Below are 23688 nucleotides of genomic sequence, written 5' to 3'. Positions count from 1 at the left end.
TTTGAATATCTCACAAAACTTTGAGCAAACTCGCAGAGAAAAACTGCTAATAAATCTGATTATTTTTGCGAGTTTGCGGTCAAAATCAAGTCAGGAAAAATCACAAATGCTTAAATGGCTACAGTCACTTTTTCAAGAATCCCCAAGTTTTTCTGATTCTGTAGCAGTCGTATTGATGACAGGAGTTTGCTAAATGTACTTACATCAAGGTCAAATCTTTAAGGTGGTCAACTTGTGTTCATCACTGCCTTATCCAAACACGGTTGCGGTTCTGAAATAATTGCTAACGGTAAATCGAAAACTAAAGAATGTGCGATCGCCAATGACTAAAAATCACTCACCTGAATACACAAATTACATTCGATCGAACATCTGGTATGCCCGATCGAAAAAGTTTCAACAAGCCACAGGAAATAGATGCGTTTTGTTTCCTTGGTGTCGATCGAATCACGCGCACCATTTGACTTACAGCAATCTTCAATCTGAAAAGTTCATTAGAGATTGCGTGCCATTGTCGAAAAAAGCGCATGAGATTGTTCACTATCCGATACTTTGGAAAAACCAAAGACACCGATTTTTTGTCAATGGATATCTGAGGTTTATGGCAGTTGGTATTTGGGTATTTGCAGTAGTTTTTGGAGCAAAAAAAAATGTTTGATTGGTTATTTAAACCCGCTTCTGTAGTTAATGGCTGTTCCAGGCAAGTCCAAGTTACAAGTTCGAGGCACGGCACGAAAATCTACACAGTTTATGGCGATCGACCCGTAGATTCGATCGATGCCCTCAGAATAGTTTCTGATAGTCTCCCAGACTCTGAACCGGGAGAAACTTTGGAAATCAAAACTTCTTTGATGTAAGCAAAAATTATGGACGCAAATAGACCGTTATGCGGGCATCTAATCACTCACCTCGACCCAGAAATTGACCAACTGCTTCAAGAAAAGCTGAACGTCAATTTTTCGGCAATTCAGACCATGACTGTCGCCGATTGGGCGGAGTTCGGGCAATTGGGAATTGATGCCAAGTGGGTGATTGATAACATTGATAAAATTGAGGAGATTTTTGGGAACGTTATTAAATCTCAGAAAGTTTGGAACGATGCCGTTGTCAAACTTTCCAAGCAAGGATTTAAAGTGATCGAAAGCATCGACAAAGGCGCGGTTGATTTAGCAATTGCGCTCACTGGTCGAAATTCTAAATTGCTTGAAGGAGAAGACCGCAAGGCAAATGCAACTTCCTTGCAATCCGAACTTAGAACTGTCAACAACGAATTAGATCAAATCGCTAACGGCTCAGTTCTGGCTCGCGCTCTAGCGGAACTCGAAGAAGCCAGAGAAAAAGCAGCTAACGAGCCAGCGATTCAGGCTGGTATTAGAGCTTGGGGAAAGCAAGCAAAACGAACTGCTGTAGCTGCGAAAATGTCGCTACAGAATGGCTTGGCTGCTTTTTCTCACCCCCAATTCCCCGGAAATAAGGGGATTTTCACAGGATCGGACTGGGAACAGCCGATATCCAGTCAGTCGTGGGGACAAAACTCTTTTGTCAGTAGACCGCAGCAAACGTTAGGCGGAAGCAATCAAGATTCGATCGCATTTAACTGGTCGGGCAACGTCGCTGGTAAGACCAAGCAATTTGGCAGCAATGTAGTTAGAGGCGCTAAGAAAATTGGCAAGTGGTTTGGAATTGGCTAATAAATCGGAATTGGCTAATAAATAAGGGGGCATCATGTTTCAACGACAACAACAGCCACAACAACCACGACAACAACCAGAAGCACCTAAATTCACGCCATCAGATGCGTTCGATCGACTGCAAGCATACTCAAATTCATTTTTTCTCTGTGCCTGTACCGCTGGCGGAATTCTGGCGGTAAATGTAGCGAGAATTAGTCCCAGATATTTTTGGCTGATTGTGACCTTCGCAATTGCTGCGATCGTAACTTTGGCATTTTTCCCAAATGTCAGTAATCAGCAGCTTAGAAGAATAGGGATTTTAGCTGTTGCTGTTGGTATTTTGCTAGGAAATTGGGAATTCTTCTCAACTTTCAAGATGCAGCAAGTTCATATTGCGATCACAGTTGGCATTGCAGTAGTGACCGCGGTGGTTATGGCTGCGATCGGAGCAATGGGAGGTAGCCGTGAGCGTGAATAAAATCATTGCTTCAATGGCTGGCACGATTGCCAGCGCAGCCTTGGCACTGATTCCAATGCCATTTCAGCAATGGGCTGGCTTGAGGAATGCCGGAGCAGGAGCGTGCGTGGGATTTTCGATTGCCGGCTATTGCGTGAGCGAGCGTAAAAAACAACAGCAACTAGCGTTCGATCGGTGGCAATTCGAGCAGCAACAACAGCAGAAATTAATTGAAGAAGCTACCCGTCCGGTAGTAATTGAAACTGCCGTCAACAAGCTAAAAACTCAAGCCAAATATGCACTGGCTGACCACAAAGATGATGTATCTGCTGCTTACACCGCAGTGATGATTGACAAGTACGGCGAGGACTGGATTCGATCGCAATTACCTCAACCTGAACCCGAACCGGAACAAATTGCACTACCGGAGCCGGAATTAGCTGCAATTGTAGAGGAAATCAAGCAAAAAGACGAATCATTCGCTGCCAAGAAAGCCAAACTGCTCAAATTTATCAATGAGCACGAACTCGGCTGGATTGCTCAGTGCATGAAAAAGCCCGTCGTAATTTACGGCGACCAAGGAAGCGGCAAAAGTTATTTCGCCGAGTTTCTAGCACTGTGCCGGTACTATCTGCGAGGACACCAAATAATATCGATCGCCGATCCGCACTTCCATCAAAATTGCGACTATTGCTGGCAGCACTTAGTCAAGCTAGGGGTGAAGGGGTTTGGCGCTCACCATAATTATCAGGAGGTAAACTCGCAGATTCTGGCAATGTACGATCGATTCACCAAACGCACCCTCAAAGATACCCCAATCACTTCGATTTTCGACGAAGTAACGCGATACGGACAGGAAGAAGCTACTCAAGAATCTGCTGCTAAACTTGGCTCTAAATTATCCAGTGACCCGCGCAAAGCTAACGAGTCACCCATACTTGTATCCCATGCCAAAACACTCGCAGCACTTGGCGGTAGTGATGGATTTGCGGATGCCATTCGAGGCAACTTTATTATTATCAAACTCAACTCCAACTCTGAGCAGGAACCACTGTGGCGGGGCACTATTTCGGGCATCAAAGATGAAGATGGAGAGCCGATCGAAAACCTGAAAATCTCGATCGCCCCTGAATGGATTCGATCGAGTTGGGTTTACGATTTGTTTAATTCAGCTTCAGAAACACTTCCAGAAACAGTTTCCAATACAGCAAATACAGAAACAGAAACTGATTCTACTAAACTCGATCGAATCCTGGGCATTTCCGAGGATTACTGGCGGGCTGAATCTAATCCTGAAATGCTCGATCGATTGAAAAAAGAATGGATTGCTGAACTTGGCAACTCGCCAGATAATCAGCCAGATAATGCCCAAGATAAGCCAGATAATTTAGATGGGGAATTATCTGTTGCTTCGGACTTTATCTCGCTGGAGATAACTCCAGAACCCTTACCCAGAGAGATTTATCCGCTTATCTGGGATGCTGGCGACTTTGCAAGATTACTGCCAAATGACTCAGAATCAGCGATTTTTGAGCGCATTTTGGAATTATCTGATAAATACAAAAGTGCCAGTAAAATCATTCAGCAAGGACTGGGCTTCACCCAAGGAAAAGGAAAGCCCAAAAGTTATTCTGATGTAGGTAAACCATGCTTTAAATACATTGTAATGAAGTATGGCACACCTTCACTAATAGCCAATTTTAAAGAGTATTTGGAGAGGAAATGAAAAATGCGTAAACCCACACGATCGGAATCTGCTTTTTTGGCTGCAACATTAACAGCAGCCACATTACTAACTGTTGAGATTATCCCGAAAGTAGTAGAATCTTACAAAATTCAGGCTCCAATTGCAAGGGCCCAATTCAAGAAAAAAAGCTCGACTAATCCAAGAGATGCTTTTTGGACGGGGCTAATTATGGGGTTGGGGCTTGGGACGATCGGCACTACGAAACTAATTGCTGATAAAATTAATAATCCCTAGTGAGGCTTTTTATTGCTAACAATTCCCCAAGCAATGAGAGCCAAGCCGGCAATTAATTGACCATCTTCATTGCTAAGTCGTTTGGTTGCAATTAAAAGTTCGGCGATTCCGGCGATCGCACTAAAAAAAGTTGCTAGCCAGTCTAACTGACTTTGAGTTAATTTCATCATGGTTTAAGAGTTGTCAGATTCAAAAGTAGAGAAACCCTCGTTAATGGTATCGACAATTTTATTGGTTGAAAAAATTCGCTCTTCAATTCGTTCTATTCTGCTCTCTAGAGTTAAGTCTTTCATTTTGTTGTAATCCTGCCACCTCTGGAGCTTGTAATCGAGTTTCATTAAATCAACTTCCATTCTCTGCTTTAGAGTGTCGGAAATTTTATCGACTTGGTGAAAAACGTCATCCCTGATTTGCCGAGATGCTAACCAAAAGGAAAAGCTGGCAACTGCGCTAATAGTTGCCAGTATTCCCACAATTAGATCCAGTATTTTTTGGTTCATAATTTATTCCCAGGAATTATGGTTGTTGTAAAAATAAAATCGGGGTTCGCGACGTAGCGCGGATCGGATTTTATCAATTTCATAAATGAGAAATGTTCTTGCCTGTTTCGACCTACCAAACAGCCAGCCGATGCGGTGTGAATATCATCTACTGGATGGTTGTACCCGTGGTGTTGGTTGATACCGAAAAGTCCAGAGTCAAGAGCATCTCCAGTCCGCACCATATCCCGGTTCCAGTCCCGGTGAACGCGAACGGGCGCAACCTGAACCAGCGCTTCGTGCGGGTCGGAGTAACCGTGGATACCGACTTGCCATGCCCGATACTGTCCGAAAGCAATTCTGGCGGCACCGTTGGGATTCATGGGATTGTCGGTGTAGTAGTAGCCGGGTTCGGTTGTCGCTTCCCAAGAGCCTTCTATTAGCGCATCACCGTCTCGGTTAAAAGCAAATACCAGCCTTAAGTCATTGAAATGGTTGGGTTGGTCAGAATTTAAAACGCCGTCTTTGCCTTTCCCTTCGATATAAACTATGTTTTTTTCAGCAGGTTTCCGAAAGATATTGTATTTGGAAGCTTCCATGTAATCGATTATTTTTTCAATTAAAGTCATTGTTTTCAGGTTCAGGATAGGTTTAACTTTTTGAATTCGTAAGGAAGGATGAAGTCCGGTACCGACCAAATCCCAGTTTTTCTGCGGTTGGCATTAGCGGTTTCGGTGATAATGCCGCGCATTACAGCCAGTTCTCGGCTGCTGTAAGAGAATCTGTTAAATGGCAGATAGCTAACAGCCATTCCGGCTTTGCAGAGCTTAATTTGTACGTTGGTTCCTGCGGAAATTTTGCCAATATAGCAGTCACATACCCAGCGATCGAAGGAGTCTTTTTCGATCGGAATCGCGATTATTGGTTTTTCCACCACCAAATTAATCAATGCAGTTTTGGCTTTTTCCGCGAACTCCCAGTGCTTGAGGATTCTGGGATTTGCGCTATTCTGTCCGTTTTTCCGAGATTCAGGCGAATCGATCCATTGCAGTCTTGCTTTGAATTGTTCGCCTTGAAAGTCGAGGTTTAAAGTGTCTCCATCGAATACAAACTTTGACAGACAGTTGTATCCATTTCCAGCTAATAGCATTTAATCAGCCTCAAATTTAGATGAAAATAATTTAAGGCTTAATCAATTAAGGATTGACTAAAACTGGTTCAATCCAAAGCCTTTTAGTATCCCTCCAGCGTTTGCCTTCACATGATTCTAGCACTCTCCAATGTCCCCGTCGCCAGTGAGTACACGGAGATAAATGAGTCCCTTTACCTGTGGATAATACCGATTGGGATTGGTAATTTTTCCCAAACCAACGGGGGTATCTAGTATTAGAGGAAGTTCGCTCGATCGCAAATCCTTTACTCTTAGTTTTCGCTTCAGTTTCAGTGACATCTGTCAAAAGTGATGGCGAAAATTCCAGAGCCAATAAAGCATTGATAACCAGATTTCTGATGCGCTGTACAAATTCTTTGTCAGCGGGAGACATTATGCTTTTACCGATGCTGCTAGTTTCATCGTAAATCAAAACACCGTTGTCTCCGATCGCAGTTCCAGAAGTCCACACAGTTTCGTTGCTATCCACTGTGCAAATCTGAAAATACAGATGATGTTTCAGGTTAAACGGCTCAATCTCAACGTGTCTCCACTTACCTCGATTCCATTCTGGATGCTCGCAATCGCTGCAAGAAACTGTCAGGTAATCGATTTCTCCACCGTCTGGAGTGAAAATTAGTCCTTTGGGTATTGCCAGCATAAAAGTAGGCAACGATGGTTGCCAGCCTGCAAGAATGCCGGGTTTGTGAAGTGCATCGGTGCGATCGAACGCTCCAATCAATTCTTTAGTCAAGCAATAAATCGGTGCATCTTGAGCAAACCACAGTGCGGTGCGGTAACTGTGGATAAATGCTGAAACATCAATTTTTGCATAGTCTGGTTCACAAGTAGATAAAGCAATTGCTGCAATTCCGCTCAAGATTTGCCAGTTGATGTAGTTGGGAGGCATTTTATAGGTACGATCGGCTCGGATTTTGACGAGTAAATCTTTGTTTACTTTTTCAAATGCTGCCAGAGTTCGATTGCGGTTTAGATTATTTGGATCGAGAATTATTCGTTTCATGGTTATTGATTTTAAGCGATTAACTAGCGATAGCGATCGAAAGGCATTAAAAAAAAAGCCCCAGAGAAATGAATCTCTGGGGCTTTTGCTATAAATTCAAAATCCGACGCAACACTCTGTCTTCTTCGATGACAAAGTTAATGTGTTGGTAGCAAGCACTTATGCAATCAACAAGCCATGTTGTTTGTATTCGATCGCAAAGCTTGTATGTACTAGCTGGATCGAATACAAACGCTTCGTAGAAAGACCCCTCTACGAGGTTAATCATGATGTCGAAGCGTTTGTATTCGATTAAAAGAGCTAATTCCGAGGTCATGTAGCTTGTATCAATGAAGTCCTCGGTTATTACTATGTGGTGCATAGATTTTGCCTCAAAAGGAAACAGAGCAATAAATGCTCATTTGTTTATCGCGATAGCGCCTCATAATTACTACTCAGGAAATTCCCGTACTTGCAAATCAGCAGGAAATTCGTTGATATTGCCACCTTTGCGGTCTTTGAGTTTGAGCTTTGGATGGGTATCAGCTATGTCTAGAATGTAAGTCTCAGTTTTAATTGGCACTGCACCAAGTTGTTTCACGAATACAGCGACGTTTGTGGGTTGACATTGCCGGACAATCGATCGAATCCATTCGACATCACAGGGACGCGCACCAGCACCGGACTCCCCGCCGACAACAATCCAATTTAGATAATCAAGCCAAGTGAATTCGTAGCCACTATTCGATGTCCTGAATGGCTTATCAAGTCTGATAGATTCTAACAGCGGTTCACAGCTCAGAAACCGCACCGCTGCCGGGGTTTGCAGCAGGGATGGAATTCGATCGTCCGCAGCTTTTTGATTCTCAACCGATGTTCCCAGCCAAACATTCGTCAGAGGTAAACTAATTGATAAGTTGTGTTGGTTTCTTGGATCTGTGTAATACAACATGAAATCAAAAATTGCCTGCGATCGATTGGGCGATAGAAAATACTCCCGCATCCGTTCCGGGCGCTTTGTCAGGATTTGGAAAGTATGTTGTTTGCTCAAAGCCATGTAAGCAAAAGCGCGATCGAGCCAAGCATCCGGCACCCATTCGCCGAATAAGTCAGTCATCGAGCACAGAAATATTTTCTTGGGCGATCGCATTTTCAGCAATTCTTGCATCACCTTTTCGTCAAAAATCAAATTGTTTGGCGCTATACCTGAATAGGAAAGGTGTGAGGCGAACTTGAAATAGTTACTTTGATTTTGTGTTTCGCTGTAACATTTTGCACAGCCTGGGCTCACTTTTTGGCACCAGTGTCCACCATGAGTGCCATCTTCACGGATTAAGTGGATGGGATTGGCTGTGATGTTACACCATTCGATATTGCTCATGATTTTGTCCTGTTTGTGTTGAGTTTAAAAAAAAGCCGGAGATTTCTCCCCAGCTTTTATCGATTATTTGCCTTTGATTTGTCGAACAGTCGGAGTTGCTAATTCAATAGCTTCGTCAGGTGTCGAACCAAATCCCAAACACTTAGCTTGATTTTCAACTAAGCGCCGATCGGTACAATAGCCAGTACCTTCTGAATCTGCTTGATAAATTTGCCTTGCAGCTTTGAGCGCTGCTGTTTCAAATTCATTTGCAGGCTGACGACAGCTAGTGCTAATGAAGAAATACGGGCCGTAGCTGCCCTCGGTTTGAGTCATTTCAAACCGGAAAATTTGGCTGAAATAAGCATCAGCAGCTTTGGCGATCGCATAAGCATTAGCATCGCCTTGCATTCCTTCACTAACCCAACTGTTGAATGCTTGCCGGCTAAACTGTTCTATCAATCCGCTCATCCGGTCTTTTGACTGGCGATGAATCAGAAAAGTTGACAATTCTGAACACTTCTCGTGAAATGCGGTTTTCATTTCGCCTGCGACTGGAATTCCCCAAACTTCCGTGAATGGTTCGTTGATGTAGTTGGGTTCAAATGTCAGGATTTTCTGGTCGATCGCACATACCGCCATTTCCACAAAGCTGCCACGAGTTAAGCCAGCTTTCTCCGCTTTAGAACAGGTCATGTTTTTAGTTTCACCTGTTACGAAGCAGCCCCACTCGCGCGAACAGTTTGCTCTGTACCGACTGGGGATGCTGGGAATTCTGAATGCAAATCCGTCTACAATTATTGGGTTCATTTTGATTCGTTGATTGACAAAATTGAAGGTTTAGTTTTTGTTTCAGATTGCGGTTCTATTCAGCCTTACCGCGATTGGCGAATAAATCAATACCTAAAAGCGAAAGCCTTAATTTACTTCAAATAAACTGCCAGACTCGGTACTTTGTGTTCAGTTTTTTTCAGTGCGATCGCCCGCTGTTTCCGAAGTGTTTCTAAATAGGGAGAACTCAAAAACGTTTCTTGTTTTGTTTCGGCAACAGCAATCATTTCCTGTAATTCTTGGATGTAAGCTTGGTTGGTTTCGATTGCTGTTGCGTTCGATCGACAAAGTTTCTCGTATTCTCTGTCAATGTCTTCGTCTAAACGTACAACCGAGGTGTTTTTGTCGTCGTAGCGATTGCGTAAAACTAACACAATTTTAGCATTTTTATCGCTGTGAACTAAGCTTTTACCGTTGGGCGATTGATTGGATTCAAGAATCTCGAAAGCTTCAAGGATTGCGTCAGGTTCGATCGAAGCAGCTTCAGCTTTCAAAGATTCAATTTGTTTGCGGATTTCGGCTAGCCTTTTTAAGTAAGTCATGGTAGAATCGGTTTAATACCCAAAATCAGACTGCACAAAAAGCGGTTAGTTCTTTCTCAACTAACCGCTTTTTTTCTACCAATTTATGGCAGATTTTGCTGCTTCTTCGGGAGTTCCTTCAAAGTCATCTTCGAGTAAGGATTCGTTATCGAATTGACTTCTCATTTTGGATTGGCGTGCAATGTGCTTAGCAATTTCCCTTGAATTGATACGAGCACTCTTATCCATTTCTGCCGTGTACTCTTTGTCATCGTTATCGTCGAGTTCACAGTAAATTTCGGCGTAATCGTACTCTCGCAAGTCTGTTGCTTCTTGCAAGTCATCAAATGGCAAATGCCGATAAAAGTGCTTGGGTTCCTGATGGATGAACCATTCAGGCTGCATCTCGATCGAATCGAGATTATGCTCAATCCATTTCAGAAAAGCAAACTTTACTTGCTCGTGAGTGAACATAGAGCATTGTTGGCAATCAGTCGCTAACAAACGGTCTACGATTGGATCTAAATCAATTAGTTTGCCGATCGCATCAGCAAGCATATTGTCAAAGGCTGTCGGTTTTGTTACAATCATGTTAATCACCCCATAAAGAATCAAAGCTCTAAAGCGATAGCAATTTGCCATCACCTTAGAGCTTTTCATTGAGCTTGATTTTGAACTTGATTTTGAACTTGATTTGAAGAAACAGAAAACGTTTCTATGTTTCTGTATACAAGTTCGGTTGCAAGTTCAATTCAAAAACTTCAGAATTTTGTTCGACGACATTGTAGACATCGTTGACCATGTGCTCGATGTAGCCACCAAACCACCGAACCAGTGCTAATTTCACATCTGATTTGGTGTACATTTGGCAGTCACAAATACAACGAAATTGAAGTGTTTCTACGATCGCATCAGTATCCATCATCTTCTCCATAATGGATAAACAACGGAAATCATCGTCTGACCAAATTCCTTGCTCTTCATATCGATCGGTAAATTTTGTTAGCATTATTCAACTCTCACAGAAACATCATTTTTACACACCGAAATTGTGTTTCTCAGTAACAAACAGTTGATTTTGTTACTGAGAAACAAGAGTCCAAAACTGTTACTGGTTTGTTGGTTGATTCTGAGCCAAAGAATTCAGCAAGTAGAGCAAACTGCCAGCACCAACAGCGGTGTAAGTTGTAGGAATGAGATCGGTCGATCGTTTGATGAGGTAAATGTCATCAGAAGTCCGTTCGCATGATTCAATGTCGCCACGGTCGATCGCAGCATCGGCTAGCTTTTTGATTCGGCTATGAATATGAGCAATGACTTTTTTCTTTTTCATGTGTTTGGCTTTGGTTGTATGAACAATCACGCTTTATGTAGATGTAAAGCGTGATTGTGAATGCTTAATTGTGCCTAAAACAGACTTAGTTGCTGACAAGCTGGTTCGATAATCACAAACCGAGATTCGGCTGGAATGTACTGATAAATCAACAGATTTCGATCGATCGCCATCTTAACCGTCGTCGCAGTTCCGCCCCCGACACTGTGCGGGTCTCCACTGAAGAAGGCAAGGCATATATCAGCACGCTTCACCATCCAAAGGTTGCGGGCTTGCATAACACCAGTTCGATATTCAGGATACAAAGTCACCTGTTTGGTTGCCTGTTCCAAGAGTTTTTTGTAATGCGATCGCTGGCGTGGTTTCCACAATTTGTTCTGATCGGCACACGGAATTACCGCCGTCCATTTGAGATTGCGCCGAATCAATATTTTGGCAGCAATTTGGTCAGTTCCAAGTGCCATTCCGCACAGAAAGTGATTAACTCCTAGATGGAGTGCCATTTCGATTAGCTTCTCTATATTCTGGCTGTAGCAATCGCCACACCAGCGGTGTCCCGTAATCATCGCTGTGCGGTATTCTTTCCCCTCGAATGGTTCATCAAAATCGTACTGGGTGTTGCGATTGAGAGTTCGATCGACGTGCTGAATCAGTCCGTATCCTGAGCCGTAAGGTGATGGCATAGTGTTACCAAAAACATCAGCACCCAAAAGCGAAAGCACACCCACAAGATAAAAAACTCTGCTGCAATAATAGCAGCAATCGGATTGTGCGATCGGACTGTGCCTCGCCGGGCTACGGGAATGAAAAATAAAGTTTTGATTAAATGGTTAGGTTTGGAAAGGAAAAAAAAATAATCAGAGATTTAGTTACAACTAAGTCTCTGATTATTTTTGATTATTTTTACCATTGAGTACGGCTTATCTGGCATTCTGCTCGAATGGAGCCGTCGAAAAATTCGTAAATCCAGCCTGTTGGGATAACTGGTGCTTCGGCTGGAACGAAATATCTGTTAACGACGTAACCGTTTACTGAATATTCTGGCAATGGAATACTCCAGGAAGCGTCAGTATTCCATTCAAAGGATTGGTAGTCTGAAATTTCATATTTTGTCATGACTTTTAGAGATAAGTGTCATGCTCTTTCAGCGATAGCTCTTTGTCTTTGTCCTTGATTTTGGTCAAGAGTTACCGTGCGATCGGACGAATGAAAAATAAAGTTTTGATTAAATGGGTTGGTTTAGAAAGAAAAAAAAAATAATCAGAGACTTAGTTGTTAACTAAATCTCTGATTATTTTTAGTAGGGAACCTCATCGAAAGATGGTGCTTCCGATCGTGCAGTCGAGGATGAACTCGCTGACTGCGCGTTCATCTGACTTTTACGTGCGTAAGTTTCCTCACGCATTTTCATCACTTCATCTGGGGTATATCCCAGAGATTTAATGAATTTTTCGATAGCAGCGAGGTTCATCCCTTGAATCTCGTGCTCTTGCCATTCCTCATTGAAAACCGCATAACCTTCAAAAGCTGCTTTGCCTTTGAGGTTGTTTTCAAGTTTGTAGCTGTCCCAGGCTAACAAACGAACTGCGTCTCGTAATTCGGAAGCGCGTTTCTCGGACTTGGAAGGGATATTGATAGCCATGATTGACTCCGTATACATCATATCCTTCAAGCGATAGCTCTTAATAGGGTATCAACGAAGCCGAGATTATAGAAGGAAAAAATCAAATTATGCGATCGCATTCACACTTGATTCTGCGTTAAAAAAAAGGCTGCATACCGAGGATAAACCCAGATATACAGCCTTTTCTCTACCAGTCGATCGGTTCCATCATTTTCGATCGATAACCCTTCGCTTCATTAAGTTGCCATAATACTAGGCTAAAGCGTTCGGGAGTCAGTATGCGAGGTACTGAGTGAGTGAGCTTGCAGTTGAATTCGCATATGTCGCCGTTGCCAAGTTTGTAGAGCTTGCCGTCTACTGCGAATTCAGCTTCGCCCAGGTTTATGCTTATTGCGCGAGGCATTGCGTAACCGTGGTCTCTGTGAGGCTTAATTAGCCCGCTGCTACCCCCGCCTAGTTCACCGTGGTAAGTGAGCAGACCTATGTTACAACCGGGATAAATGCGCTGGCAGAAGTCGTAAAGCCGAGAGTTAAAGAAACCTGGTTTTACTGTGCCGTTGCCCAGATGTACTTCGTTGAATAACCAAAGTTCTAATCGACGACTTGTTAGCGTTGAATGGCTAGGCTTCATCAGCGGTACTAGACTACGGCAGTAATCCCAAAAATGCTCGATGTTCGGGATTTGCTTGTTTAGTTGTTTCATGGGATTTCGAGAAAGGTCACATTCTTATCGAACTGGTTTTCTTGGCAGCGCAATTCAGGTACTCGATGTACCTGAATTTAAACACGGCTAATACTTAAATTTCGTCTGCTGCTACAAATTCAGCTACAAATTCAGTGGTTAGTCCACGAATCTTAAGCTCTAAAGGGAAAGCTTTTACTCGCTTCGATCGACGCGGTTCTTCCTCTTTTGGATGGAAGTGGCCATCGTTTTCAAGGATAACTTCTCGGACTGCTTCTGCTTCTGCGATCGATCGTACACCTATGTACGTGATGAAACTCTCGAATCCAGAACTTGCATCCGGCATCTCTTCCCAATGGAATTGGTTAGAAAAAGTTCCTATGATTGTGATTCGATCGCTCAATCTTACAACCAAATAGTTGCTGTGTGGTGAAGATTCTATTATTTCGCCTTCAATTCCTGCAAACTTAATAGTTTCCATTGCCTTAATCAAAAACATCATCACTCAAAAGCGAAAGCATTTATTTTGTTTCTGATATTCTAGAAATAGTAACAAATTTTGTTACTTTGTTTCTGAGATTTTTCTAGGGATTAAGGACGATCGAAAGTAATTTTGTAGCGGTCGATCGAGAGTTATTTGTAAGGCGAAAAGCTATAATTTGAAGTATAAAACCCCCTCGCAGAATGGTGTTATAAGCACCGAGTTCTCAGGGGGAGTAACCTACATCAGAGGTCACGTCATGGATTTTAGCATTGAGTTGGCAAAAAGTTTTCTCGATTCTACCGAACAGTTTCCAGTCGCATTTGATCGTGCATGGGTATGGTTAGGATTTGCTACTAAAGCGTCCGCCAAGCGAAAATTAGCCTGTCTTCTAGACACAGTGGACTTTTCAACAACTTGGTTGAAAACCTCCAATGGTCGTCCTTCCGAACAAATCATGCTGACAGTAGATGCGTTTAAATCCCTAGGGATGATGGCAGGAACAGACCAAGGCAGACAGATTCGCAAATATTTTCTTGATTGTGAACGCGCTGTTAAAACGATCGTCCCTCAACAGAACGATCGCATCAAGGAACTAGAACTCGAAGTAGAACTAGCAAGGCAACTTAACCGGGGTCGCGAACTCGATAGCAGCCTAGTTACGCTGCACGGTAGCGCAGTCGCTTTGGCATTAAGAGGCGTTGGTGGTGTTGTAGTGGAAGTGGAAAAACCCACCATTGAGGTCATAGGCGAGCGTGTTTCGTTTAAGGGTCAAACTCTGACTCAGGTAGTTGACCATTTGAAAAAACGGCACGGCATCCGCAACTTTAAATCAGGCGCTGACTTGAAACGATTTTTAGAACGGTTGGAAAAAGACGGTTTGATAGCCCAAACACCTCGCAGTGTTCTACAGGATTACGTGCCTGCTGAAAATGAACAGGAAGTGTATCAAACAGTCATTAACTGCGTAGACCGTCAACTGCCGATGGGTTATCAATTTGACTCTTAACTTAGTCAGAGGGGATGTACTTGGTTAGACTACCAGAAATACAGTAACAAAACTATTCCTGTGTTTCTGGTAGCAAAAAAACACAATTTGTTTCTGTGTTTCTGTGTTTCTGAGATTGTTTATGAGATTGTTTTCGCGCAGCCAACTGCTAACATCGAATCACTTTAGTTTTGGCAACCCGTTTGATATTGGCTGCGGTTCCTTTGCTGTATCCGTCCCAAATTGCTAAACCGTAAGTACACTCCGAACACATTTGAGCATCCCGATCGCCATAACTCCCCCGAACTGGTGCGGTAGGATACCCATGAGTATTCCGGGGTTTGCCATTGCCTTGCCAGGCTGCAAAGTAAACTGTGACGTTTTTGTAGTTTTTGGAACGCAAATACTGCTGAACCAAACTATCAATTCCCGGTGCATCGCCAATTATTACGGGAAGTTCTAGCTCGATGATGCGATCGATCGATTCTATTGCTGCTGTTGGCAATCTGTGAATCGATCGACTGCCCGAAATCATTACTGTTTTCATGGTTTTATTTGTGATGTTACTGATTGGTTTAAAAAAAAAAGCCCCACGCTCATTGCTGAATGTGGGGCTTTTCTTATGCAAAGGCTCTAGTTTCTCCGTTAAACCTACTGGTTTCCTAAAAATACGCTTCTATTCGATCGAAATAATCTTTAAGTGGAGTTTCCCTTACTTTCCCATCTGCGGTGGCTTCTATGCAGTTGTATTCGTCAATCACCACAAAACAGTGATGCGTGGCAATATCACTCATTTTTTTCCAACGGGTAACGTAGGTGATTCCTGTTGCCAGCAGAGAGTCATCCCTTCCTTCAAAACCTATATAACCTTTGCTGTAATTTAGTCCGTAAACTGGAGTAATACCGATCGATCTAACTTCGCCTGACATGATTTACAATAGAATTACTGCAACTTTATTTTATCGCAAATGCTGAATTGTATCGACTTTTTTGCCGGAATCGGAGCCTGGGAATTAGCCAGCAGTTTAGTTAATCCAATTTCTCAGATTAAGTTTCGGACGATCGAATTTATCGAAATTAATCCACACGCCCAAAAGGTTTTACGCGAACATTTTCCGTCAATTCCAATTCATGATGATGTTCGATCGTACAACGCAATCCCACACAAAGCTGATGTTTTCTTCTGTTCCTTTCCTTGCACGGGCACATCTTCCGCCGGAACCAAAACAGGACTTGCACACTTTGAGTCAAATCTCTGGTTTGAAGCCTTGCGCTGCATCATCATCGGTAGCCCAGCGTTTGTGGTTATCGAGAACCCTATGGGAATTATCTCCAGAGGACTTCGAGCAATTATTGCCGGACTCAATCTGGCTGGATATCAAACAGAATCTGAAATCATCAGCGCGTCGGAGTGCGGTGCGCCTCACGAGAGAAAAAGGGTATTTGTCATTGCCTACCGTGACGACCTTACCCTTAAGTCACGGAAAGGGTGGACCTGCTGGTCAAAACAGATTGGAACTCATATTGAAACAGCAAGAGAGATTGGAGCGCGCGAGGAAGCTGAATCCAGAACTGTGTCTTTGGATGCTAGGGTTCCCAACTACTTGGCTGGAGTCCATTATGACAACTGGTGGAGAATCAATCCACCACCAGTCACCCCCGGATTAAAGCGTAGAACGCCTGGAAGACGGGAAAGTGTAAGTCTCGTTGGAAAGTCGATTTGCATCCCACAAGCTGCCATTCCCTTAATGCGTCTCCAGTTTCTGGCATCACTTTTGCTAAAATAAATACTAACCACCAGTCATAATTACTATGCCAACACAAGAAGCACCAACACCAGATATCTCAGACCAACTAGCAGACGTATGGGCGAATTTCAAATCTCTAACCGGGGTTAGCGAAATAAAAAAGCTTATGGATGCACCACATCAATGGTTGATGGAACAGCCAGTAATTCAAGGATTGTTAAATCATCCAAATGTTAAACCAATACTCGATTGGCTTGAAGCAGCAGAAAACGTCAAAATGTTTCCTGTGCTAATAGCTCAATGTGGTACAGCCTTTTTGGAAACATCCCACGGCATCAATAGAGCTTACAATAGCAAAGCCTATAGTAATTTGGCTGGTGCAGGCGAAGCCGCATTATCGGCTGTTACTTCTACCAGTACAGAAAAAGGCATCTACGGCGATGCGGTAAATGCTTTCAATGACAGTCTAAACCTGCCAGAATTGTCAAAGACTGGTGTTAAAATCAATTATGCTGTGGATTCAGCTTGGACATCAATTAATCAAAAAAAGCTTCAAATGCAGGAAGAGGCGAGAAAATTAAGAGACAAATATTACAAAGAATTGCAAGATGAACGATTGAAACTCAACGATCGAAGGCGAACACGAGCCAAATATAACAACGTTGCTAGAAGCTTGGTTGCTATGGGTGATAAACCCATCCCTTCCCCTAAAGTACAACGTCAACGTAAATCGGGGACAGGAAGTAGAACAGTGATAGGTCATAATATGTATGATATAAATTCAATTTACAACGATCGAATCTTGTCAATCAGAAGTATCAAAGTGGATGCAAGTGCTTTGGTAATTGTGCCAATAGTAACCCCGATCGTAGCTGTGGGCGGTGCACTAGCAACTGTAGGCATTACAGCCGGAATAATCTCCACCATAGCGAACTGGTTTCTAGGAAGTTGCATGAATTTGGTAGGAATGCCGGCAACATTAATCCCAGCTCTTGCACATTGTGTTACTTCGATCGTCCTCAAAGTTTCCGGTAGCGCTGGAGCACAAGCACTAAGATTCTTTGCTGCTTCTGCTTTGAAAACTAATGAAGCTTTGCTGATGACCGTGTTTGGGACAAGTAATATGAATGTCACTGCCTGGATGTTTTTGATAGCAATGGCTGCTCCGATATTACTCGTATCGATCGTCATTATTCTGGCAATGAGAACCAAAAATAAAGTGACATTTTCGCACTTTTATTTATTGGCTGAAAATGAAAAATATCCGGGATTTGCCTATGCGAGCATCCAAAATGCCGATGATGCTAGAATTGAATTTGCTAAAATGAAAAAAGATTTACTGGATTTAGCAAACGTTGACTATTCCGGCATATATGGGGTGGGAATTGAGGTAGAAAACGGCAAGCCGGAGGTTAAAGGAGGATTCAATTTGGCGACAGATACCCCAGCAAGAATGAGTTCTGCTGATGCTAAAAAAGCCTTGGAAGACTTCGCCGACAAGCACTCTGTCAGTATTCCATTAGGAGCTTGGAGACCAGTTTAAAATGCCCATTCAAATAGTCAGAGGATATGCTGAGTCTCAAAAAGACGCAGTGATGGCAGAAATAGAATCGATCGCCCAAAAAGCTCCACCATACAACGCACGTGCTGGCAAATTCGGACGCATTAAGTGCAAAATGACGAACTGCGGTAAGTATGGGTGGCTATCCACAGAAGGATATACCAAAATCAATCCCGCAACTGGTAGGCGGTGGCCACCAATTCCACCTACGATCGCTCAACTTATGCTAAAAGTCGGTCAGCAATTTTATCCAGGATTTCGGCTGGAAACTGTGCTGATTAACTTTTACGAAAACAGCATGAACAACCCTGAAAAACCCATACTTGGTTTTCATCAGGACACTTCAGAAAGGAACAAGAAAGCTCCAATAATCAGCCTTACTTTCGGGCAGGGAACTTTTTTGGTAGGTGGAAAAGTTGACGCAGCGGGGAAACTTACCGCAGCAGAACTCAAGAAGCTCGATCGGACTCTAACCACAAATATCGTACTCGGTGACGGCGACTTGTTAGTGATGCACGGTGACGAAAGATTGTGCTTTCACGCAGCCGGGGAAGTAATAGGCGATCGACGAATTAACCTCACAGGCAGAATGGTAGATCCAATCTCAGCCGCCGATAAACCGCTGATATTTTCCATGATTGGCATGGAACAAAATCAAAGTCTGTTACCTGTTGAACAAGCTGAAATAGAAAAGGTGATGGCTTTTCGGCAAACTACCGACAGAAAAGAAGTTAGCGAAATTCTGTTGACCGATCGACCGGGATTCGATACATTAGCAGCAACTTATTTAAAGTCTCGAAAATATCCCTCAGTTTTCCTCTACGAAATTTTAGAAAATACAAAGAAGCTTTACCCAACACGCCACGTAGGGAACGAGGAAAACACGGTCAACGAAATGCTTGAAGAATCTGACTATTTTTTAGCATCAACGAATGGCTCAGACAAATTTATCCAGCGTGCGATCGAATACTTTCGATCCACAGGTAAAGAACCGTGGATTGTTACAATCCCTGACGTTGATAACGATACGGGTGAATCTGATGGATTACCAGAACCACCAACTCAAGTGCCCCCAGAACCTGAAAGACCAGCTAAATCAGTAGGGCTTTGCGTCATCACGAACATCTCTGATTCCGGGACTCACGGGCTATCGTCAACTGCTTGGCACACCCCTGATTTGACAAGAGTCTACATCGGACGCGGTGGAAGACAAGGAATTATGCGATCGCCCCTTCACAATCCCTACGTCATCAACGAGGAAAATAGCAGAGAGAAAGTTATCGACAGTTTTCGTCGAGAAAGCTGGCGAAAACTTCAGATAGGTAGTGGCGAATTCTACAATGCGATCGAGAAAATAGCCACAAAATTGGCTAGTGGCAAAAGTGTAGAATTGATCTGCCACTGCAAACCACTTGCCTGCCACGGAGAGGTTGTCAAAAATGCAGCTCTATGGATGATTAAGGAGGGAAAAGTGCCATCGACACCTGACGAACCCACAAACTCGGATAACCGCCTTCATTTGGGCATGATTGGACTCAATTGGATTGAAGGCTTAGCGCCTAGAAGCGAGTTGGAGATCGAAAGTTTGATAGATAACAAGCACCGAGAGTGGTACCTGAAACTTAAAGGTAAACCAGCCAAAAATCCCGTCATTCACGTCCGCGGGGTAGGGGGAGTTATCGCCGGCCCTCAAGTTGGTTTTGATGGACAAATCCAGCGCTACTTGTACCGCGAAAAATACTGCGACGTTATCGTTCACGGCAAACTTCCCGACGAGGCTCCTGATGGCTGGGTAGAAACCGATTTGCCTTTCGATCCGACCAAGTTTAACTATCTATTTGCCCAGTGGGATGAAGTAGATCCAGAAATAGGAGCACTGATTGCAGCAGCAGGCACTAAAGCGCTGGTTGCTTATTACCGCTTGCCCAACGTTGGACTACCCAACCCCATTCCAAAGTTTGATGACCCTCAGCGCTATGCTAAGTACGGTGCTGCTGTCCCCGCTGGTACTCATGTTGCTGTTGTGGGCAGTCGAGAATTCAAAGGTAATTGGGCTAGAAGCGCGATCGAACAATTCGTCAACGCCCTTCCCGCATCTTGTACCCTCGTCAGCGGTGGCGCGAAGGGTGCAGACACTTTTGCCGAGAGAGCCGCCAACGCTAGAGGACTGAAAACTCTAATTCACAATGCCCGATGGGTTCAGAAAAAAACTCGCTTGCCCGATGGTACGATCGCCCCCGGTTTCAAACCTAGATATTTTCCGCCCGATCGAACTGTAGAATTCTCCAACGAACGCGCCAACGCTGGACCCGAACGCAACAAAGTTCTTATTGATGAATCTCATTCAGTTTATGCTTTTAGCAACGGTGAGGATTCTCCAGGAACGCAAGATGCAATCTCTTATTCCAGTCTTAAAGACAAGCTTGCCCAGGTTTTTGAGAAAGAACCTAAAAAGCCTTCCCCTATAAGTGACGATTACGGAAGCCTTGACATTTTCTACTACGATTTTGAATAAAAAGGGAATAACAAATGCCCCCAACTCCTGAAAACCCCAAAGAGCGATTTACTTTTACCTACAACCTAATAGCTTTAGGTTCGGCTGCTTATGGCGATCGGCTAATCCGCATCAAATCTACCAGCAAGTTTGGTGTGTGGAATGGGAAGCAGAAACAGTGGATGCACAAAACCCAACCTGACGGAACCTCAACAGCTAGGCTGAGTGAGGTTGTTTACAAAAATATTATGCTCTCCCAGTTACATCCCGATATGGAATTTTCTATTTGTGCAATTCCTATCGATTCAACTGTGGACGAAACTAAACTTTTAGACGACTATGAGAATTTTTCTCTTGACTTAGCTGGCGGCGCACGCAAACACGGGCACTTTCTGTTTACCAGAAAAAAAGAAGAAAAAGGAACTGTAGGACAATTCTATTTTCCTCCTGAAAAAAGTGCAATGGGTCGGATTAACTACGGCTCAATCAGTTTGAGCGAATCGAAAGCTTTGTTTTGTTTGGACAACGCAAAGATTCTAGTTGTCCCTGATTTAAAATTAACCAACAACCGTCCCGATGATGACTATGAAAATGAGTTTGGGACTGGTGACGCTCACGGAAAAATTGACTCCTCATTATTGGTAGAACTGCTGGACGGGATAGCTGGAGCCGACGATCGAGTCCCGGTACAGTTTCGCCTGAGTATTCCCGGTAACGAAAATACTAGGGGGATATGGGGCAAAGGCACAGTGGCTCCTTTACCAGCAAACAAAATGCAGGGATACGATTTGATTCTGCCTGAGTCGTGTTTCAAAACTTTTAAACCTGCAATGGGAGCTAATAGTTTTACTAGAGTGAACTTGGCTGTATTGGGAGAAGCCCAGGAGCGCAAAGCTAGCGGGGGAACGCAAATTTGGTCGTGGTTTCCGATCGACATTATCGAAACAGAAGTAATTCCACCAGTGCGATCGGAATGCTTGAAAATTGTTGAGGCAATCAATGTCGGTAACATTTACGGATTGATTAAACTTTTCAAACCTGAGAGAGACTTAGCCGAACTTGTAGACGTGAATTTGGTTGATAAATGGTTCAACGAATTGAGGGAAGTCTGGGCTAGCGGTAGCCCAGAAGATGAAACGGACGACCACGCCGAGCCTTATGCCCCCGTACTGAACCTAATTCTAGAAAACGATAAGGCAAAAATTCTAGAAAGACATCCCTACGTTCTCGGTTCTATCCAAAGAAGCCTCAAGAAAAAGTGGACTCGACTGGCAATAAACGGCGCAACTCACTTTAATTCCTATATGGCAATGCCGGACGATGCTCTGCCAGATATGACCTTTTCCTGCAAGCATTTGAAAGCTGGAAAGCACATAACATTTCGTTACCCAGTCCGACACTGGGGCGATATCCAAATCTGGGACTGCGTGAAGAAAGGCGGAAATGATAGTTATCAAGGCGTTTTCTTCGTTTCTCACGTCACCTTTGGCGGCACCGGTGAACTGAACGAAGCACCTTATGGACAGGGGGGTGATTTTGATGGAGACTACGGAGATGCGATTGCTGCTAGCAAATTGCCTTTAGTTGCAGCAGAAGTTCAAAAATGGCAGGATGACCCCGACAGCTACGCACGTCCGAAAGTTATCAAAGCGCCTAAATCGCCGATTCAAGACACTTTAAAACAAGTTGCTTTGCGATCGATGGACAACCTAACTGGATTAGTCGCTAGCCAAATCATGCACGCTCAAGCCAAAGGTTTAACTAACGTTGTAATTCCCGATGGCAGCGGTCGCACTGTTCTCGAAGTTCTTTCTCAAGCGTTGCAAGATGAAGTCGATCGATTCAAAAATGACCTAGCCAGAGATACAAAAGCGCTGGCATTAGTCGGTGAAATCTTGAACGAAGGAGCGAAGAAACCTGTATGGCAAACCGACTACAAAAATAGAGAAGCTTACCTCAGCCGAACGATGAACGTAGGTGATGAAACGATCGACCCTGACCCAATTTCTCACATGATTCGAGAAGTTAATTTTCACTGGAAAGATGTAGCAGAAAGACTGCCGAAACCTTTGCCTTTGAACTCTGAGAAATTTCGTAATCTGTTTGGAAAGAACCCGATCGCCAATAATCTGGTAACTCAGGAACAAATTGATTTCGCTCGACGGCAACAGGCTCAATACTATCAGCGGTTGCTGGAGGCGATTGCGGTGTCAAACAAGGATGAAAACAGCGCAATTAGCAGGCTGATGAAGCACGTCAAAGAAGTTCGCAAAGACCTAGAAGACCGTTTGAAAAAAAGTCAACTTTCTGAGGAAGAAGCTCAAAAGAAACTTTTAAGTTGGGCGACTGCGTATTGGTGGGTTGCCCATAATGAGAGGATTGCGATCGACCATGCGCTAGGCAAAGCTAGTTTTCCATTCCTTTTATTCCCTGACCTCATCGCCGAACAGTTACTGAGAGAAAGGTACGACTTTTCTATTTATGGATTCCAGCACGATTCGTTACCCAGCATACGGGAACGGCTACCAATCACTCAAAAAACAAATGCTGTACTTTTAGGTACTTACAATTTTATAGAAAGGCGAAGCGCCGTGCCAGACCTAGACTCTAAAGGTAGGGTTGTCATGGTCAACGGTGCTGGATGGATAGCTTTAAGGTTGAAAGATATAGACTTTGTTGATAACGATGGAACTGTTTACGCCTTCATTCGTGACGGTCAAATTTTTACCATAAAAGGCGTTCTTTTACTCGATCGTCTGCTGGAATCTAACCAGTACGTTTATCTCAGAAAAGATGGCTCTCTCAGAACCTCCTACGAACGTCCTCACCAAAGAGTGAAAAGGGTAGTGCAAAAAGAGGACACTGTGAGTGTCAAACTGAAGAATGGATTAAGCTGGATTAATGCTGGTATTGCGGTGAGAAATAGCACTTCGATCGAATACGGTCAAGTTATTAATGCTGAAATAATTTCTACTTTTGTGCAGACCAAGAATACCTGGAGTTTGAACACAGTTGATGTCACCGTAATAGGCGCTACGAGGAAGTGGTACATAATTAGTCCCACAAAAACTTACCCTGCTTCTATTCCTCCAGGTGAATATGAAGCTCGTTTGTCTGTTAGTGTCATTCAAATGCAGGACAAAGATGGAGCTATGGTCGATCGACTCTTGGTTTCTTGTACGTTGCCCGGCTCTGATTCCTTGATTAATTTAGGAATCTTGGCTAATCGGTGCGTAGCTCTTACCCTTGGTATTTCGGTAAGAGCTAGACTCAAGTACAACCCTAGCGACTTTAGAGAGATTCTATTCTCGCCTTTTTGAAA

General features: G+C 43.5%; 29 protein-coding genes. 11 read left to right on the top strand and 18 right to left on the bottom strand.

Translation table 11 applies throughout. The annotated features are described in order from the left end of the window. The first annotated feature begins 322 nt into the window (after positions 1-322). Genes QUB16_RS06740 through QUB16_RS06715 form a run of 6 tightly spaced genes read left to right on the top strand, consistent with a single transcriptional unit; the run spans position 323 to position 4111 of the window. Entirely contained in the window at positions 323-658 is a 336-nt protein-coding gene (locus QUB16_RS06740) for a hypothetical protein (protein WP_333315048.1), read from the top strand. Then, positions 651-857 (top strand): hypothetical protein, encoded by a 207-nt coding sequence (locus tag QUB16_RS06735; protein ID WP_333315047.1) that lies wholly within the window; start codon positions 651-653, stop codon positions 855-857. Before QUB16_RS06740 ends, QUB16_RS06735 begins: the two co-directional genes overlap by 8 nt. Before the next feature lie 9 nt (positions 858-866). Then, positions 867-1691 carry a hypothetical protein gene (locus QUB16_RS06730; protein WP_333315045.1) on the top strand — a complete coding sequence of 275 codons (825 nt, stop codon included), beginning with the start codon at positions 867-869 and terminating at the stop codon, positions 1689-1691. Positions 1692-1725: 34 nt separating this feature from the next. Then, positions 1726-2151: a hypothetical protein gene (locus tag QUB16_RS06725; RefSeq protein ID WP_333315044.1), complete on the top strand. Its 426-nt coding sequence runs from the start codon at positions 1726-1728 to the stop codon at positions 2149-2151. Further along, entirely contained in the window at positions 2144-3856 is a 1713-nt protein-coding gene (locus QUB16_RS06720; protein WP_333315042.1) for an ATP-binding protein, read from the top strand. Before QUB16_RS06725 ends, QUB16_RS06720 begins: the two co-directional genes overlap by 8 nt. A 3-nt stretch (positions 3857-3859) precedes the next feature. After that, positions 3860-4111 carry a hypothetical protein gene (locus QUB16_RS06715; protein WP_333315041.1) on the top strand — a complete coding sequence of 84 codons (252 nt, stop codon included), beginning with the start codon at positions 3860-3862 and terminating at the stop codon, positions 4109-4111. On the opposite strand, the gene QUB16_RS06710 is transcribed toward QUB16_RS06715, so the two are convergent. From QUB16_RS06710 to QUB16_RS06635, 16 genes are all read right to left on the bottom strand, one after another. Beyond that, on the bottom strand, positions 4108-4281 hold the full coding sequence (locus QUB16_RS06710; RefSeq protein ID WP_333315039.1) for a hypothetical protein: 174 nt from the start codon (positions 4279-4281) through the stop codon (positions 4108-4110). The genes QUB16_RS06715 and QUB16_RS06710 overlap by 4 nt on opposite strands. Before the next feature lie 3 nt (positions 4282-4284). Beyond that, positions 4285-4611 (bottom strand): hypothetical protein, encoded by a 327-nt coding sequence (locus QUB16_RS06705; protein ID WP_333315037.1) that lies wholly within the window; start codon positions 4609-4611, stop codon positions 4285-4287. Then, a complete protein-coding gene (locus QUB16_RS06700; protein WP_333315035.1) occupies positions 4608-5219 on the bottom strand; it encodes a hypothetical protein in 612 nt (203 codons plus the stop codon). The genes QUB16_RS06705 and QUB16_RS06700 overlap by 4 nt, the downstream gene beginning before the upstream one ends. 11 nt (positions 5220-5230) lie before the next feature. Next, positions 5231-5740, bottom strand: a complete 510-nt coding sequence (locus QUB16_RS06695; RefSeq protein WP_333315034.1) for a thermonuclease family protein — start codon at positions 5738-5740, stop codon at positions 5231-5233. Positions 5741-5786: 46 nt separating this feature from the next. Further along, positions 5787-6764, bottom strand: a complete 978-nt coding sequence (locus QUB16_RS06690) for a hypothetical protein (protein ID WP_333315033.1) — start codon at positions 6762-6764, stop codon at positions 5787-5789. Positions 6765-6852: 88 nt separating this feature from the next. Continuing rightward, a complete protein-coding gene (locus QUB16_RS06685; RefSeq protein WP_333315032.1) occupies positions 6853-7125 on the bottom strand; it encodes a hypothetical protein in 273 nt (90 codons plus the stop codon). 69 nt (positions 7126-7194) lie between these two features. Continuing rightward, positions 7195-8124, bottom strand: coding sequence for a DUF5131 family protein (locus QUB16_RS06680; RefSeq protein ID WP_333315030.1), 930 nt, complete (start codon positions 8122-8124; stop codon positions 7195-7197). Between the two features lie 63 nt (positions 8125-8187). Next, positions 8188-8913 (bottom strand): hypothetical protein, encoded by a 726-nt coding sequence (locus QUB16_RS06675; protein WP_333315028.1) that lies wholly within the window; start codon positions 8911-8913, stop codon positions 8188-8190. A gap of 113 nt (positions 8914-9026) precedes the next feature. Next, positions 9027-9476 (bottom strand): hypothetical protein, encoded by a 450-nt coding sequence (locus tag QUB16_RS06670; protein ID WP_333315026.1) that lies wholly within the window; start codon positions 9474-9476, stop codon positions 9027-9029. A gap of 75 nt (positions 9477-9551) precedes the next feature. Continuing rightward, complete coding sequence (locus tag QUB16_RS06665; RefSeq protein WP_333315025.1) at positions 9552-10115, bottom strand: hypothetical protein; 564 nt, start codon at positions 10113-10115, stop codon at positions 9552-9554. A 55-nt stretch (positions 10116-10170) separates the two neighbouring features. After that, positions 10171-10464: a hypothetical protein gene (locus QUB16_RS06660; RefSeq protein ID WP_333315023.1), complete on the bottom strand. Its 294-nt coding sequence runs from the start codon at positions 10462-10464 to the stop codon at positions 10171-10173. Positions 10465-10563: 99 nt separating this feature from the next. Next, complete coding sequence (locus QUB16_RS06655; RefSeq protein WP_333315021.1) at positions 10564-10788, bottom strand: hypothetical protein; 225 nt, start codon at positions 10786-10788, stop codon at positions 10564-10566. A 74-nt stretch (positions 10789-10862) separates the two neighbouring features. Further along, entirely contained in the window at positions 10863-11471 is a 609-nt protein-coding gene (locus tag QUB16_RS06650) for an SLOG family protein (RefSeq protein ID WP_333315020.1), read from the bottom strand. A 614-nt stretch (positions 11472-12085) separates the two neighbouring features. Then, complete coding sequence (locus QUB16_RS06645) at positions 12086-12430, bottom strand: hypothetical protein (protein ID WP_333315018.1); 345 nt, start codon at positions 12428-12430, stop codon at positions 12086-12088. Between the two features lie 169 nt (positions 12431-12599). Continuing rightward, complete coding sequence (locus tag QUB16_RS06640) at positions 12600-13115, bottom strand: hypothetical protein (RefSeq protein WP_333315017.1); 516 nt, start codon at positions 13113-13115, stop codon at positions 12600-12602. Positions 13116-13209: 94 nt separating this feature from the next. Beyond that, positions 13210-13596 carry a hypothetical protein gene (locus QUB16_RS06635; RefSeq protein WP_333315015.1) on the bottom strand — a complete coding sequence of 129 codons (387 nt, stop codon included), beginning with the start codon at positions 13594-13596 and terminating at the stop codon, positions 13210-13212. Positions 13597-13834: 238 nt separating this feature from the next. On the opposite strand from QUB16_RS06635, the gene QUB16_RS06630 reads away from it, so the two are divergent. Next, the gene (locus tag QUB16_RS06630) at positions 13835-14584 is read left to right on the top strand and encodes a hypothetical protein (RefSeq protein WP_333315013.1); all 750 of its coding nucleotides are present in this window, start codon (positions 13835-13837) and stop codon (positions 14582-14584) included. Between the two features lie 148 nt (positions 14585-14732). On the opposite strand, the gene QUB16_RS06625 is transcribed toward QUB16_RS06630, so the two are convergent. Together QUB16_RS06625 and QUB16_RS06620 are read right to left on the bottom strand one after the other, a co-directional pair. Beyond that, on the bottom strand, positions 14733-15110 hold the full coding sequence (locus tag QUB16_RS06625; RefSeq protein ID WP_333315012.1) for a hypothetical protein: 378 nt from the start codon (positions 15108-15110) through the stop codon (positions 14733-14735). Between the two features lie 115 nt (positions 15111-15225). After that, the gene (locus QUB16_RS06620) at positions 15226-15492 is read right to left on the bottom strand and encodes a hypothetical protein (protein WP_333315010.1); all 267 of its coding nucleotides are present in this window, start codon (positions 15490-15492) and stop codon (positions 15226-15228) included. Between the two features lie 39 nt (positions 15493-15531). Between QUB16_RS06620 and QUB16_RS06615 the strand changes: the two genes are divergently transcribed. Genes QUB16_RS06615 through QUB16_RS06600 form a run of 4 tightly spaced genes read left to right on the top strand, consistent with a single transcriptional unit; the run spans position 15532 to position 23686 of the window. After that, positions 15532-16350 (top strand): DNA cytosine methyltransferase, encoded by an 819-nt coding sequence (locus QUB16_RS06615; protein WP_333315009.1) that lies wholly within the window; start codon positions 15532-15534, stop codon positions 16348-16350. 25 nt (positions 16351-16375) lie between these two features. After that, positions 16376-17854: a hypothetical protein gene (locus QUB16_RS06610; protein WP_333315007.1), complete on the top strand. Its 1479-nt coding sequence runs from the start codon at positions 16376-16378 to the stop codon at positions 17852-17854. Position 17855: 1 nt separating this feature from the next. Then, entirely contained in the window at positions 17856-20387 is a 2532-nt protein-coding gene (locus tag QUB16_RS06605; protein WP_333315005.1) for an alpha-ketoglutarate-dependent dioxygenase AlkB, read from the top strand. Positions 20388-20401: 14 nt separating this feature from the next. After that, positions 20402-23686: an RNA dependent RNA polymerase gene (locus QUB16_RS06600; RefSeq protein WP_333315004.1), complete on the top strand. Its 3285-nt coding sequence runs from the start codon at positions 20402-20404 to the stop codon at positions 23684-23686. Positions 23687-23688 lie beyond the last annotated feature (2 nt).

Source organism: Microcoleus sp. D3_18a_C4 (assembly GCF_036702415.1).
GTDB lineage: Bacteria > Cyanobacteriota > Cyanobacteriia > Cyanobacteriales > Microcoleaceae > Microcoleus.
Note: the sequence above shows the minus strand (reverse complement) of the source record. Positions and strands in the feature narration are given on the sequence as shown.

Coding starts and splice junctions, on each gene's coding strand:
- QUB16_RS06740 (WP_333315048.1), top strand. CDS start 323: ATGACTAAAAATCACTCACCTGAATACACAAATTACATTCGATCGAAC.
- QUB16_RS06735 (WP_333315047.1), top strand. CDS start 651: ATGTTTGATTGGTTATTTAAACCCGCTTCTGTAGTTAATGGCTGTTCC.
- QUB16_RS06730 (WP_333315045.1), top strand. CDS start 867: ATGGACGCAAATAGACCGTTATGCGGGCATCTAATCACTCACCTCGAC.
- QUB16_RS06725 (WP_333315044.1), top strand. CDS start 1,726: ATGTTTCAACGACAACAACAGCCACAACAACCACGACAACAACCAGAA.
- QUB16_RS06715 (WP_333315041.1), top strand. CDS start 3,860: ATGCGTAAACCCACACGATCGGAATCTGCTTTTTTGGCTGCAACATTA.
- QUB16_RS06710 (WP_333315039.1), bottom strand. CDS start 4,281: ATGATGAAATTAACTCAAAGTCAGTTAGACTGGCTAGCAACTTTTTTT.
- QUB16_RS06705 (WP_333315037.1), bottom strand. CDS start 4,611: ATGAACCAAAAAATACTGGATCTAATTGTGGGAATACTGGCAACTATT.
- QUB16_RS06700 (WP_333315035.1), bottom strand. CDS start 5,219: ATGACTTTAATTGAAAAAATAATCGATTACATGGAAGCTTCCAAATAC.
- QUB16_RS06695 (WP_333315034.1), bottom strand. CDS start 5,740: ATGCTATTAGCTGGAAATGGATACAACTGTCTGTCAAAGTTTGTATTC.
- QUB16_RS06690 (WP_333315033.1), bottom strand. CDS start 6,764: ATGAAACGAATAATTCTCGATCCAAATAATCTAAACCGCAATCGAACT.
- QUB16_RS06685 (WP_333315032.1), bottom strand. CDS start 7,125: ATGCACCACATAGTAATAACCGAGGACTTCATTGATACAAGCTACATG.
- QUB16_RS06680 (WP_333315030.1), bottom strand. CDS start 8,124: ATGAGCAATATCGAATGGTGTAACATCACAGCCAATCCCATCCACTTA.
- QUB16_RS06675 (WP_333315028.1), bottom strand. CDS start 8,913: ATGAACCCAATAATTGTAGACGGATTTGCATTCAGAATTCCCAGCATC.
- QUB16_RS06670 (WP_333315026.1), bottom strand. CDS start 9,476: ATGACTTACTTAAAAAGGCTAGCCGAAATCCGCAAACAAATTGAATCT.
- QUB16_RS06665 (WP_333315025.1), bottom strand. CDS start 10,115: ATGAAAAGCTCTAAGGTGATGGCAAATTGCTATCGCTTTAGAGCTTTG.
- QUB16_RS06660 (WP_333315023.1), bottom strand. CDS start 10,464: ATGCTAACAAAATTTACCGATCGATATGAAGAGCAAGGAATTTGGTCA.
- QUB16_RS06655 (WP_333315021.1), bottom strand. CDS start 10,788: ATGAAAAAGAAAAAAGTCATTGCTCATATTCATAGCCGAATCAAAAAG.
- QUB16_RS06650 (WP_333315020.1), bottom strand. CDS start 11,471: ATGCCATCACCTTACGGCTCAGGATACGGACTGATTCAGCACGTCGAT.
- QUB16_RS06645 (WP_333315018.1), bottom strand. CDS start 12,430: ATGGCTATCAATATCCCTTCCAAGTCCGAGAAACGCGCTTCCGAATTA.
- QUB16_RS06640 (WP_333315017.1), bottom strand. CDS start 13,115: ATGAAACAACTAAACAAGCAAATCCCGAACATCGAGCATTTTTGGGAT.
- QUB16_RS06635 (WP_333315015.1), bottom strand. CDS start 13,596: ATGATGTTTTTGATTAAGGCAATGGAAACTATTAAGTTTGCAGGAATT.
- QUB16_RS06630 (WP_333315013.1), top strand. CDS start 13,835: ATGGATTTTAGCATTGAGTTGGCAAAAAGTTTTCTCGATTCTACCGAA.
- QUB16_RS06625 (WP_333315012.1), bottom strand. CDS start 15,110: ATGAAAACAGTAATGATTTCGGGCAGTCGATCGATTCACAGATTGCCA.
- QUB16_RS06620 (WP_333315010.1), bottom strand. CDS start 15,492: ATGTCAGGCGAAGTTAGATCGATCGGTATTACTCCAGTTTACGGACTA.
- QUB16_RS06615 (WP_333315009.1), top strand. CDS start 15,532: ATGCTGAATTGTATCGACTTTTTTGCCGGAATCGGAGCCTGGGAATTA.
- QUB16_RS06610 (WP_333315007.1), top strand. CDS start 16,376: ATGCCAACACAAGAAGCACCAACACCAGATATCTCAGACCAACTAGCA.
- QUB16_RS06605 (WP_333315005.1), top strand. CDS start 17,856: ATGCCCATTCAAATAGTCAGAGGATATGCTGAGTCTCAAAAAGACGCA.
- QUB16_RS06600 (WP_333315004.1), top strand. CDS start 20,402: ATGCCCCCAACTCCTGAAAACCCCAAAGAGCGATTTACTTTTACCTAC.